Origin of the sequence: Limnobacter sp. (genome assembly GCF_036405155.1) — a bacterium.
Classification (GTDB): Bacteria; Pseudomonadota; Gammaproteobacteria; order Burkholderiales; family Burkholderiaceae_B; genus Limnobacter.
On the sequence record NZ_DASWYD010000006.1, the window covers coordinates 771,732 to 784,285 of the forward strand.

10 protein-coding genes are annotated in these 12,554 nt (G+C 56.2%); 2 read left to right on the top strand and 8 right to left on the bottom strand.

The window, feature by feature from the left end; translation table 11 throughout:
- The first annotated feature begins 15 nt into the window (after positions 1-15).
- Entirely contained in the window at positions 16-1,260 is a 1,245-nt protein-coding gene (locus VGE55_RS09950) for a DUF2863 family protein (RefSeq protein WP_331131527.1), read from the top strand.
- Here VGE55_RS09950 and VGE55_RS09955 read toward each other — a convergent pair.
- Positions 1,257-2,798: an iron ABC transporter permease gene (locus tag VGE55_RS09955; RefSeq protein WP_331131528.1), complete on the bottom strand. Its 1,542-nt coding sequence runs from the start codon at positions 2,796-2,798 to the stop codon at positions 1,257-1,259. The genes VGE55_RS09950 and VGE55_RS09955 overlap by 4 nt on opposite strands.
- A 157-nt stretch (positions 2,799-2,955) precedes the next feature.
- On the opposite strand from VGE55_RS09955, the gene VGE55_RS09960 reads away from it, so the two are divergent.
- Positions 2,956-4,011, top strand: coding sequence for an ABC transporter ATP-binding protein (locus VGE55_RS09960; protein ID WP_331131529.1), 1,056 nt, complete (start codon positions 2,956-2,958; stop codon positions 4,009-4,011).
- A 38-nt stretch (positions 4,012-4,049) separates the two neighbouring features.
- Here VGE55_RS09960 and VGE55_RS09965 read toward each other — a convergent pair whose 3' ends face one another.
- The 7 genes from VGE55_RS09965 to VGE55_RS09995 all read right to left on the bottom strand — a co-directional run bounded on the left by VGE55_RS09965 (position 4,050) and on the right by VGE55_RS09995 (position 12,492).
- Positions 4,050-4,895, bottom strand: a complete 846-nt coding sequence (locus VGE55_RS09965; protein WP_331131530.1) for a hypothetical protein — start codon at positions 4,893-4,895, stop codon at positions 4,050-4,052.
- Between the two features lie 77 nt (positions 4,896-4,972).
- Positions 4,973-6,292, bottom strand: a complete 1,320-nt coding sequence (locus tag VGE55_RS09970) for a hypothetical protein (RefSeq protein WP_331131531.1) — start codon at positions 6,290-6,292, stop codon at positions 4,973-4,975.
- Positions 6,293-6,461: 169 nt separating this feature from the next.
- Positions 6,462-8,114, bottom strand: a complete 1,653-nt coding sequence (locus VGE55_RS09975) for a TolC family protein (RefSeq protein ID WP_331131532.1) — start codon at positions 8,112-8,114, stop codon at positions 6,462-6,464.
- Positions 8,111-9,487, bottom strand: a complete 1,377-nt coding sequence (locus VGE55_RS09980) for an HlyD family type I secretion periplasmic adaptor subunit (protein WP_331131533.1) — start codon at positions 9,485-9,487, stop codon at positions 8,111-8,113. The genes VGE55_RS09975 and VGE55_RS09980 overlap by 4 nt, the downstream gene beginning before the upstream one ends.
- The gene (locus tag VGE55_RS09985; RefSeq protein WP_331131534.1) at positions 9,487-11,409 is read right to left on the bottom strand and encodes a peptidase domain-containing ABC transporter; all 1,923 of its coding nucleotides are present in this window, start codon (positions 11,407-11,409) and stop codon (positions 9,487-9,489) included. The genes VGE55_RS09980 and VGE55_RS09985 overlap by 1 nt, the downstream gene beginning before the upstream one ends.
- A gap of 17 nt (positions 11,410-11,426) precedes the next feature.
- The gene (locus VGE55_RS09990; protein ID WP_331131535.1) at positions 11,427-11,843 is read right to left on the bottom strand and encodes a hypothetical protein; all 417 of its coding nucleotides are present in this window, start codon (positions 11,841-11,843) and stop codon (positions 11,427-11,429) included.
- A gap of 10 nt (positions 11,844-11,853) precedes the next feature.
- Positions 11,854-12,492, bottom strand: a complete 639-nt coding sequence (locus tag VGE55_RS09995) for an RNA polymerase sigma factor (protein WP_331131536.1) — start codon at positions 12,490-12,492, stop codon at positions 11,854-11,856.
- Positions 12,493-12,554 lie beyond the last annotated feature (62 nt).

Consider the following 12,554-nt stretch of genomic DNA (forward strand, 5'->3'; position numbering starts at 1 on the left):
TCACAGGAACCACCCATGCGCAGAAAACCGCTGAACACAGCCTCCCGCTCCAAGCTCTCGAAATACGCCAAGCCACTGGCCAACCTGGCCATATTGTTGGCCGATGCGGGTAGCCGCCTTGAGCGCCGGTTTTGGAAAAAAAAGCTGTTCGCCGCCTTGGCACCCATGCTGGAAAGCCGCAGCGACACCACGCTGGTCCAAACCCTGGACTACCTGTACAGCACCAACTACCGTGCCTACGATGAATTGGCATTCGCCATTGAAAACACGGTGGAATCTCCAGCCATTGGTGACGGCTCGGTGGACGTGCTGTTGCTGGCTGCGCCCATTCTGGCTTGGTCAACGTACAACATTCCCTCCGGCAAAATTGACGAGTCCACCGTGGCCCTGTTCACCGAACTACTGCACAAAAACGTGCTGTCGGAACATTCACACCTGGTATTGACCAACATGTTGTTTAGCCCAGACCAATTGCCGGAAAGCTACACCTCGGCCGCTGAATTGGCCCGGCAATTGGGACAAGCCGCTGTGGACAAAGCCTTGGTCCGCATCGACACCGAAAACCTGCCGGCCACGCAAAGCTTTTTATCGGACGTACGCTACCTGATTGGCGCCATCGCAGTACCCTCTGGTCAACCGGCATTCAAATGGCAGGTGGAGTCCCACAGCAATGGCGTATTGCTCAGCAAAGAAGAGGTATTGGAAAACTGGCGCGTGGTTGGCAGTCAGGCGCTTCAAAAAATCATGCCGGGTTGCTTGCTGGAGCTGATGCTGCCCAACGGACTGTACAACGCTTGCCGTGAAGCAGAAAAAGAAGCAAGAGCCTATTCCGTGAGGGCCTCGGCTGCATTCCTGGAAAGCGCGCTGGATGTGCCACCTCAAAAAATTTGTGCCAGCGTGGGTGCCTTTGTGGACCGCGGTGAAATCGAAGAATACCGGATCGGCTTTTCGCTGGAAGGCAGCCCGGACGTGGTGCATGGCGTGGTGTGGCCGCTGATTGGTGAAGAATACGGCAATGAACCCGACCCTGTTTACGAACGGGACATTGAAAGCGAACCCGATAACCCGGTGATTCGTTCCAAGATTGAGGCTTTGCTGAAGGAAGTGGGCATTCGAAAAATCACGGTGCTGGAAGAGCGCTTCCCGCTGGAGTATTGCGAAGACTGTGGGTCACCCCTATACCCCAACCCCGAAGGTGAGTTGATGCACGCGGAACTGCCCGAAGATTCCGAGCTGCCCAACACCATGCAACTGCATTAATGCGGGGTACCCGACTGTTGCTGTTGTGCCCCTTGGCGCATCAGCAACAGAATGGGCACCAAGGCCACCAACACAATCAGCAGCGAAGGCACTGCGGCCTCGGTCAAGCGCTCGTCGGCGGCAAACTGGTAAGCCTTAACCGCCAATGTGTCGAAGTCGAATGGCCGCAGCACCAATGTGGCGGGTAGTTCCTTCACCACGTCCACCAACACCAGCAAAACCCCGGTGGCCAGCGGCCCCTTCAAAATGGGCAGATGCACCTGCCACAACACCTGCCGGGCAGTTCGCCCCAACACCCGGGCTGATTCATCAATGTGCCGTGTGATTTGCCCCAGCCCCGCGTCCACGGCCTGCAGGGCGGCCGATGTAAACCGCACGTTGTAGGCATACACCAAGGCCACAACACTGCCAGTGAGAGCTGGCAGCCCCCAGCCCATCTCGAACGTCAACCGATCCACAAATGCCAGGGGCAGCAAGATGGCGATTGCCAAAATGGCACCCGGGACACCATATCCCAAAGAGACTAAACGATGAACCGCCTGTATCCATGCAACAGGTTGCTGGCGTTTGAGGTAAGCGAGAAAAACAGCCAACATCAAGGACACGACAGCCGCAGAAAAACCCAATATGGCGGAGTGTTTGGCCCATTGAACACTGCGCGCCCAGTCGATCGAGGTGTCCACGTGTTGCAACAACAGAAGCAGAAACAACACAGGCAGCACGAAACCCAACACAAACGGAAGCGCACACAACACCATCACCACGCCGGCCTGCAGGGGTTTCAGTCGACTGCGAAGGGGTGCCTGCCCCTTGCCGGATTGCGTGTAAAACTGCGCCCTGCCGCGCGCACGGCCCTCGGCCACAATCAGTCCAAACATGATGACCAGCAACAACACCGACAACAGGGCCGCAGAGGCACGGTCACCCAGGTTAAGCCAAGTGTTGAATATGGCCGTGGTGAAGGTTTGCACACCAAAATACGACAGAGCACCAAATTCAGAGAGTGTTTCCATCAACACCAAGGCCAAACCAGCCACCCAGGCTGGACGGGCAACCGGCAAACCAACCCGCAGAAAGGCCCCGGTGGCTGAATGACCCAATGAGCGCGCTGCATCCATCAACGACGGACTGCGGGCCAGAAATGAGGCCCTGGCCATGAGATACACATATGGATAAAGGACCAGCGCCAGGACGACAATGGCGCCGGATAGCGAACGGATTTCCGGTATGCGGAACTGAGACCCAAAGACCATCCGCAAATGGCTCGCGATGAAGCCCGAGTATTGCAACGCATCGGTGTAGGCATACGCGATGACGTACGAGGGCATGGCCAGCGGCAAAATCAGCAACCATTCAATCCAGCGCCTGCCGGGAAAGTCATGGGTAGAAATCCACCAGGCTGGCAACACGCCCATGGTGCTGGTCAAGAGCATCACCCCGACTGTCAACAGCACGGTTTGCCCCAACAGGCTGGGCAAGGTGGTGGACAGCACGTGCTGCAAAACACCCGGCGAAGCATAGGCACCAACGAAAGCCATGCCAGCCAGACATGCAAATGGCAGCAGCAAAAGCACGGCCAACAGGCCTGCGGAAACCCGACTCCGAATACCCAATGTCAACAAACCAACCGCCCAAGCATGGCAAAATAGAAGTAATTATCATTTTACTTTAAGTTGGCAGTTGCGCTGTTCGCCCATGAGCACTCCTCCCCTGGCCCTTGAAATTGACCACCTCAGCATTGGCTATGCGGGTTCCGCCACGCCTGCGGTCCAAGACATATCCTTCAAATTGGTTGCGGGCACGATTGCTTGCCTCTTGGGGCCGTCCGGCTGCGGTAAAACCACCCTGCTTCGGGCCATCGCGGGTTTTTTGGCCCCATCGCACGGGGAAATTCACATTGGTGGCCAACGCATGAGCACACCCGGGCAAGTGCTGAGTCCCGAGAAGCGACACGTGGGCGTGGTGTTTCAGGACTATGCCCTGTTTCCACACCTCACCGTTCAAGAAAACATTGAGTTTGGGCTTCACCGTGAAAAGCCCGTTGAGCGTGCGGCACGTAGCAATGGCTTGTTGGCATTGATCGGGCTGAAAGACATGGGAAAACGCTACCCACATGAATTGTCTGGCGGGCAACAACAGCGGGTTGCACTGGCCCGTGCTCTGGCCCCCCGCCCTGCGCTGATCTTGCTGGATGAGCCATTTTCTAACCTGGACGTGGAACTCAAAGAGCGTCTGACGCTGGAAGTGCGGGACATTCTGAAAGCAGAGCGCATGAGCGCCATTTTGGTCACACACGACCAACATGAGGCCTTTAGCATGGCCGATGAAATTGGCGTGATGGACAACGGCGTATTGCAGCAGTGGGGCTCATCGTATGCCCTTTACCACCAGCCCAACTCCCGAATGGTGGCCGATTTTATTGGTCAGGGCGTATTTCTGCCAGCGCGTCGATCGGCCAAATGCATCGAATTCGAACTGGGTGAATTGCCCATCCCGGAAGGAGCGGCCATAGATGCAGCGGAATTGGATATTCTGATCCGGCCGGACGACATCATCCACGACGATGCAAGCCCTCTACAGGCCACAGTCATTCGGAAAGCGTTTCGCGGTGCAGATTTTTTATACACCCTGGCATTGGGCAGTGGTGCCCATGTGATGGCGCTGGTGCCCAGTCACCACAATCACGCCATTGGCGAGCCGATTGGTATTCGGCTTGAATTGGACCATGTGATGACGTTTGCCCGGAAATGACGCGTAGGTTTTGCGGAGGGTCGAGCCAACAGCTGGGTTTAGCCCAGATCTGACCCGCTTTTGCCAGAATCCACCATGAAACCAGGGTCGCTGGAGGTAGCTGACGAGTTGATGGAGGATCCACCCGCAGCAGCAAACAGTTCGGTGGCTTCGTGCACGCCGTGTGGATTTGAGAAATCCAGGGTCAACGGAAACGCTTCCGGCGATGTGAACAGACCGTCCAGCGTCGTGACCGTGGCCAACGGGGTTGAAGCAGAAAATGCATCCAAGACAGGATCTCCCAAATAGGCGCTGTCCAGACTCATGGCACTCAACAACAGGTGACTGTCCAGGCCCTGCAACGCATGCACTGTGGCGTGAATGTCACTGCTCAAGTCACCAAAGAGCTGCTGTCCACCGCTGTTCAAGTCAAGCACTTGGGATTGAAGGTCGGCAATCAGCTGATTCAGTTCACCAGCGTTCAAATGACCTGCCAACGCCGCATCAATCTTGGGAATCATACCGGCCAAGTCGTGGCCCAAGTGGGCAGAACCTTGTTCGTGTGTAGTGTGCATGAGTGCTCCAACCGGTTCGGACTCCATCCACAAATCCGCTGAGGCTGTGCCAGCGACCAGGGATTGATCACCCATCAAGCCAGGATCGGAAACGCAGTGGCTGACCAAGACCCGAAACTCGCCCACGGAAGGGACATCGGTTCCCAATGATGAGAGGTGCACACCCTTGACCAGACCCGACACGGAATCCAAGTGGACTGACGCCACATCGCAGCTGGATGCACTGTGGTCAAAAAACCGGATAGACGCGGCCCGCGCCACATCGATCAGTTCGCCTTGAACTGTCGTGTGGTTTGAATCCGCCTGAATCTGGATGGTGGTGGGTGTCAAGATAAGGTCCGAACGTTGTTCCTATGTCAATTATACGACACAGGCTCAAGATCGGATTCAAATCGATTCGGACATTGTCAGGTCTTCGTTGGATCCAGACCACCCAGCAAATGGGACACAGCACCATCGGCGGCCCCTGAGGTGCTGGAAATACCGCTGCTGAGCGTGTTTAGCATGCTGGTGTCTGTGGCCGGCGCACCGTCCACCTGGTGAGCACCCAACAGACCACCGGTGACAGTACCCAGCACCCCACCAATGTCACTGATGGGCTGTGTGATGGGCGTGGTCACGCCGCCAACCACGTCGGTGATGGGCTGGGTGATCGGTTGCGTGATGGGGTCAGTGATACCGCCCACAATGTCGGTGATCGGTTGGGTGATGGGGTCCGTGATGCCGCCCACGATGTCGGTGATCGGTTGGGTGATGGGGTCCGTGATGCCGCCCACAATGTCGGTGATGGGTTGAGTAATATCACCGACCACATCGGTGATTGGCGTCAACACGGGCGACAAATCAACACCGGGCAGGTTACCCACCAAGGAGACCACATCGTCCACAGTGGTGCCCAGGTGCAACAGGTTATCAATCGATGGATTGCCAATCGAATCGGTAACGCTGAGCAGCGATGAAAGGGAATCACTCAGATTGGAAGCATCATCGTGAAGGATCACGCCAAGGTCTGTCGTCGGAAGCCCGGAGAAATCGCTCAACTGCTGGGAAACATCGGCACTCAGATTGTCGAAAACCGGCTCAAAGGTGTTGTTCAGCAAATTGATTTGATCCACCAAGGTGTCGATGGCGGTCTGGAGTGCATCGGCGCTTGGATTGCTGCCCAGGCCCTGCAGTAGGTGCGCCGGGTCCACTGCAGTCGATAAAGCCTCCGGGTTCATCAGGGAAGCCAACAAATGATCCAGTTCGGGACTCATGCTGTGCGACTCCTGTCCAACAATCGGTTTTAGCAAGGGGAGAGAATCGGCCAAGCGTTCCGCTGGCATGTTGTCCACCATGGCCTTGGCCCCCAAATGCGACAGTTGGGCAGCGTCACCGAGGCTTGTTTTTCCAAAGCTGCTGGGGGCAGCCGCCGCTGTGGACGACACCAGCCCCAACGCTGATGCGGCCCCGGCGTGGTCTACCGTGGCAGCCAACAAACCCAAGCCTGAAAACGCAGGCGCCACCCCGCCCAAGGGTGCAGTGGCATAACTGTGGGGGATACTGTTCGAAAATGTGGATCGTGGAAGCGCAGCGCTGGCGGCAGATAGGTCCTGCGGGGTGTGGTCGATGGTGGACTGCAGAATCTGCATGTTGAGCGCATGCGGGTCAGCAAGCACTGACTCGGCTTTCTGCATGTCGGCATCCAAGCCTGCCCACTGCGATTCAAACGGTTGTGTGTCACCCATGATCTTGCCTTCCCTGTTCGAGAGAACCGGTCAAGCCCCGGCCTCAAATGGTCTTCCCCAATGAGACTAGTGTCTCAAGCCGGGAAGCAAGCAAAAGCCGGGAATTGGCGGGTAAAAGTGCTTCTGATTTAAATTGTCGGCACTTTACGGACAAAAATCAAGGTTTTACTTAACGATAAAACCGTGGATCAAGAATGGGCGCTGCACGCAATTTGGGTTTTAAACCCTTTTCATTGTCACTGGGTGCCACACGAACCTTCTCCGCCTCTCGCTCCACCTGCAAACGCTGGGCTGGGGTCAGGGTAAACTCCGAAGCTTTTTGGATGTCTTTCTGGCTGACATCCAACCCCAATCGTTTGGCAATGTCTTGGTCAGCAGGGCTGCTGGCAATGTCGGCAGTCGCTTTCAGGCTTTCTTCAAGCCGCGCGCGTTCGGTTTGCTGGGCAAAAAACTGGCCATACCAAGTGGCCTCTGCGCCTGCCGTGGGCATCATCTGCCCCATGGCATGCATCAAGCGAAATCCGGCTTCGCGCGCATCAAACACGGCATTCACGTAGGCAATCAACACGTTGAAGTATTCCACCTGCGCGTCCAGCATCACGATCACGGTTTCGCGGCCAAAGTCGCGCAAGCGTTTGCGATTTTTAAACACCTGAAGCGAATCCGCATAGGCATTGCGCAATGTGTTGGAGCGTGCCGTGCCAGCCAGGTAACGCCCCCACTGAAAACGGACCGACTCCTCAACCCGCATGCGGGCCGAGGTGAGTTGTGTTCGGCGGGTGTCAATGCTGGCTGCCGCCTGGTTGACTCGGGCCACCTGTTCTCCACCTGAAAATGCGCTGTAGGACAAACGCAAGTTCACAGAGCTGTCTGTATTTTTCCCGGTGAAAGGGTCTTTTTCGCCAAAAAACTGCTGAATTCCCACCAGGTTCAACGACGGATACAGGCTTGCATCCTCAGCCTTGTAGTTGTGTTTGGCCTTGGTGATTTGCACTTCCGCGACGCGGATGTCCGGGTTGGCAAACAGGGCCTTGTTCACCGCATCATCCAGGTTGGGTGGCAACATGGTTTTGGTGATTTCAAGTTCGGGCACGTTGTACCCTTCCGGATACGCACCAAAATATTTGAAGTAGGTCGCACGGGACTCGTCCAATTGCCCCTCATAGTTCACCAGGCGGTCTTGGGTTACCGCCAACCGAGCCTTGGCAAACTGCGCATCGGTGATCCCGCTGCCGCCCAGCTCCACGCGCTTTTCCTCCAAGGCCAGCAACTGGGAAACCGCGCTGACTGCTGCACGGGAAGCATCCACGAGCAATGAGTTGCGCGACAAGTTGTTACTCGCAATGAAGGACTCCAGCACCACGTCCTGAACTGTTTTGTTGAACTGGCCTTGGGCAATGGTTTCGTCAGCCAAAGCGGCGTCCACGCGCGCGCCAATGCGACCTGCCGTGTAAATCGGCTGCGTCACCGTAATGTCCGTGGATTGCCGGTTGGTCACCGTGGAGCTGGAACTGGCATTGGCTCCCACGGTCAATTTGGGGTAATACGCTGCACGTGCAGCGTCTTCGACATACTGTTGGGCGTTCAGGTTAATCCGGGATGTAGCGATCTCCGGATTGGTTCGCAACATGTTCAAAAAGCGGAATTTGGCTTGGTCGGGAACTGACATGTCCGCAGCCTCTGCTGGCGATATGCGACGGCCTGCGTTGTTGGCAGCCTTCTTGACCGCGACCTCAGCCACACAATGTGCACTCGCAGTCAAGCCCGCCAGCACCAGCAAAAATGCCTGCAGCTTCTTCCCACCCCGATGGTTTTTGTTCATGGTTCCCTGAAAGCGTCGTACTTCAGTTTCAATACCGGTTTAAGCAGATAGTAAATAAACGGCTGAGAGCCCACCTTGATGTCCACCTCTGCGGTCATACCCGGAGAGATTCGAAGTGGCGCGCTGGCAGTGCCAAAAAACGCTTTGTCGGTGCTCACAATCAAGCGGTAGTATGGACCGGTTTCTTCGCTTCCAGGGTCGGTGTCCGCCGCAATCTGGCTGACTTTCCCTGGCAATGTGCCGTAGCGAAGGAAATCGTAAGCCGACACCTTGACCTGGGCCTCCTGCCCTAGCGATACATAACCACGGTCGGATGGTGACAAGCGTGTTTCCACCACCAACACCTCATCCACCGGCACAACTTCCATCATCGGCTCACCTTGGCGAACCACGTTGCCCACAGCTTGCAGCTTCAGGTTTTTGACCACGCCGTCGATGGGCGACTTGATCACGGCACGATCACGCTGGTCGGTCGCACGTCCAATGTCCTCTTTCAAGCTGGCCAATTGACGCTCAAGCGTGGTGAGCTCGTCTGCTGCACGGCGTCTGAATTTGCCATCTTCCTCCATGCGCTTTGCACGGCCACCCGTCACTGCTGCTTGGGCGGAAGCGATGGTTTGGCGAATCGAGTTGATTTCAGCCACCAGGCTGTCGTATTCGCGCTTTTTGGTCAGGTATTCCAACTGTGAGACTAAACGCTCGCGCACCAATTCTTTGGTAATTTCCAGTTCACGCGCGGTGGTGACTTCACGGTTTTGCAACCCATCCAGCTTGGCTTGTAACTCGCCCACTTTGCCCTGGTTGCCCAGTGTCTGGCTGTCATTCACCGACAGCACACCGTTCAATTCGGCCATGCGGGCAATGTAGGTGGACTGCTCAGTGCGATACAGCTCCGGAAAGTCTTTGATCAGTTCTGCCGGGTACTCTGGCTGCTTGCCCGAGGCCTCGCCGATGAGACGTGCGCGGCTCATTTCCAACGCTGCCCGGCGACTTTTCAACTCCTCGATGTTGATACCGGAAGTGGCCAGGTCCAAACGGACCAACACATCCCCTTCTTTGACCACGTCGCCTTCTTTGACATCCAGTTCTTTGACGATACCGCCTTCCAAGTGCTGGATGGTTTTGATCCGGCTGGAGGGAATCACCTTGCCAGGGGCGCTCACGACCTGATCCACACGGATAAACAACGATGCGAACAAGGCGACGGAAATCAGACCCAAGGCAAACTTGCTTTTGGTGTCAAAAGTACCACCGGTTGGTTTGTACAGAGACGGAACTTCAATCACTTGCGAGTCATTGCGCAGCGCTGGCTCTCGCTTGGGCACCTCGGCCACCGCGTTGTTGGGTTTGTTCATGTCGGGTGTCTCGCTCATTACGCCTGGGCTGCTTTGCCGTTGGTGTCTGCGTTGGAAGACGCCGCAGCGTCGCCCAAGGCGCCCTGCACCGCCTGTTCAGCCACTTGGGCCACCGTCGGCTTGACCGCAGGCGCCACAGGTTTTGGCACAGAAATGCCGTACAACAATTTGAGCATTTCCGGCGTTGCGCCCACATGCAACTTGGAGGCCTTGTCGAGGTAAATGATCTTGTCGCAAATCGACATCAAACGCACGGAATGGGTCACCATCACGATGGTTTTGACTGTGGCCAAGCTTTTAAAAACCGCCATGAGGTGGGTTTCAGCGGCAAAGTCGAGGTCATTGGTGGGTTCATCGAGCAGCAAGACCGGCGCATCACTCAAAAATGCCTGCGTGATGGCAATGCGACGGCGCTGACCACCCGACAGGCGATTACCGCCTTCACCGACCTGCGTCATGTAGCCGTCGGGCATTTTGGCGATGAAGTCGTGCGCGCCCGAGCGCTTGGAGGCCAGCAGGATTTGCTCGTCACTTGCATCGGGGTTGGACCGGCGCAAGTTGTCTACAATGGTGCCTTCAAACAATTGAGAAGTCTGCGGCAAAAACCCGATCCACTTGGACAACTCCACCCTCGAAAACTGGGAGAGATCGTATTCATCCAGCAACACCCGGCCCTCTTGTGGCTCGTATAGGCCGCGAAGCAATTTGAGCAGCGTGGATTTGCCCGCACCGTTGTCACCAGCCAATCCATACAAACCCCGTGGACCAATTTGGGCAGACACCGTCTTCACGACTTCCTTTTGCGCACCCACGTGTTGGTAACTGACATTTTCAAGGCGCAACGCACCAGAAGGCATGGGCAAGGCAAGGCCGGTGGCCTGTTTTTCTTCCTGTGCTGCCAACACGTCATTCAAGCGGTCTGTGGCCTCGCGCGCATGCGCAATCGAGCGCCAGTGCCCCGACAACGCCGCCAACGGTCCAATCGCCTTGCTGGCCAACATATTCGATGCAATCAAGCCCCCAACCGTCATCCACTGGTTGATCACGGAAAAGGCACCGACCGCTGTAATCGCCACGTTCACGCACAGCATGATGGTGGTCGAGAGTTCGCGCTGGTCTTCCAGTTCACCGTTTTTGCTGAAGCTTTCCTGCACCCAAGAGTTGTAACTGGACACCCACGCCCGTTTGGCAGAATCATCCTGCACCAGGCTCTTGATGGCCTCGCGACCGCGACACACCTCCGCCAACACCTCATCCCGGCGACGGGCGCGCGCAAATTCTTCCACCCGGCGTTTGCGGAACTCACCCGAGCTGTACCAAGCCAAGCTGGCCAGGCAAGCCAACCCTGTCAACACCACCGGCAAAATGGGCAATGCAATGGTTGCGATCAGCCCCAAGGCCAAAATGGCAAATGGCAAGTCCAGAATGGTCATGGCCACCGCGCCGCTCCACACCACACGGACTGTGTCCACATCCTTGAACAAGGCATACCAAGCGGCAGTGGATTTTGCTTCCAATTGACGCAGCGGAATGGCCAAGATTTTGTTCATGAGGTCGCTGGCAATTTGACCATCGATTTTTACGGCGGCCACCCGAAGCACACGGGCACGGAAGGAACGCAAAATCAAATCAGCCGCCATCAGTATGGCCATGCCGATCAGGAGAGCCACCAAGGTGTTGAGGCCACCCCTGTAAATCACACGGTCATAGACTTGCAAAGAGAACACAGCCGGAAACAGGGCAACCAGGTTGACGAACACGGACAACAACGCTGCCCGCTTCAACATGGGCAATGCCCCCCGAATCACGGACTGAACGGTGCGCTCACCTTGAATCCCGGTCGCACCCGCTTCGTTTTCATCCGCGGTGGTACTGCACGGCTTCAAGCCGAAATTCCAGAGAGCCTCCAGGCGTTCTTTGAACAAATATTTGACTGACATTCGATGATCCTAGATTTTCAGGCCAGACCAGTGGAACTGGCCATACGGGCTTGCTGGGCTTTCAAACGTTCCAGCAATACCAGGTAAGAGGCGATCATGCGGACCACGGCTGGGCGCATGGCCCCCAGCTGTTCTCGGCTGAGGCGCGACAAGGGATTGTTCAACTTGACACCCGCCTCAGGCTGGGCATCAATCGCTTTACAAACCCGCTCAAAGACTTGTCCAAGCGCAGCATCAATATCAGCCTCACTCATGGACGGCATGAATGCGTGGCCCTGCCCATCAATCAGGCTCAGACGGGTTTGCCAATCCAGCACGCTGCGAGCCAACACCGTGTCGTTGCGCATTTGTTGCTCGAACGCCAGTTTTTCAGGACCTCGCAACACACCCAGCACATAGTCGGCTGCCAACCAGTTTTTTTCGTCGTCGGTCATGAGGTGCCTCCTAGGCCATGAAGCCAGGGTGCTCGGCATCCTGGCGGTGTTTGTTGACTGCTGCCAGCGACAAGGCTGTCAACTCGGACTGGTACTGGTCGTACACCGCCTTCAATTCGATCAAGCCGCGCCGGGCCCAGGTTTTGACCGTGCCCAGCGGGACATCCAAATGGTCCGCAATCTCTGCATGGCTCATGCCATGGTTGTAGGCCAAAGTCAGCACTTGTCGATATTTGCCTTCCAGTTTTTGAACGCAATCCCGCATAACCTGTCCAGAGTCACCCTCATCGGCATGATGGCCATGTTCTTCGAACAAAGCATTGGACTCACCGTCCTCATCGTCGGCAAACTGGTCGATGGAAATACAATTCAGGGCATGCCCCTGTTGTGAGATCAGATCCAACGCTCGATTTCGAACCACCTGATGCAACCAGGTTTCGGGTGCAGACAACTTGGCGTTGAAGGTATGAGCGTAACGCCACAAGCGGATGTAGGAGTCCTGAATAACGTCTTGGGCAACGCCTGGCTCACGCACGATGCGCATGGCCACCGCGAACATCTTTCGGGAAGTGAGGCGATACAGCTCCTCGAATGCCCGACGGTCGCGGTTGGCAATACGCTCGATCAGAGAAGCCAGTTCGTCTTTCAAATGAGTGTCCCCGAGAGGTCGTTTCTGGAATGGAACGATTCTTTACTGCGTAATTTACTGGC

Bases quoted from the DNA above. Each gene is read 5' to 3' on its own strand.
- VGE55_RS09950 (WP_331131527.1), top strand. From the start codon at position 16: ATGCGCAGAAAACCGCTGAACACAGCCTCCCGCTCCAAGCTCTCGAAA.
- VGE55_RS09975 (WP_331131532.1), bottom strand. From the start codon at position 8,114: ATGAACAAAAACCATCGGGGTGGGAAGAAGCTGCAGGCATTTTTGCTG.
- VGE55_RS09980 (WP_331131533.1), bottom strand. From the start codon at position 9,487: ATGAGCGAGACACCCGACATGAACAAACCCAACAACGCGGTGGCCGAG.
- VGE55_RS09955 (WP_331131528.1), bottom strand. From the start codon at position 2,798: ATGGCTTTCGTTGGTGCCTATGCTTCGCCGGGTGTTTTGCAGCACGTG.
- VGE55_RS09985 (WP_331131534.1), bottom strand. From the start codon at position 11,409: ATGTCAGTCAAATATTTGTTCAAAGAACGCCTGGAGGCTCTCTGGAAT.
- VGE55_RS09990 (WP_331131535.1), bottom strand. From the start codon at position 11,843: ATGACCGACGACGAAAAAAACTGGTTGGCAGCCGACTATGTGCTGGGT.
- VGE55_RS09970 (WP_331131531.1), bottom strand. From the start codon at position 6,292: ATGGGTGACACACAACCGTTTGAATCGCAGTGGGCAGGCTTGGATGCC.
- VGE55_RS09960 (WP_331131529.1), top strand. From the start codon at position 2,956: ATGAGCACTCCTCCCCTGGCCCTTGAAATTGACCACCTCAGCATTGGC.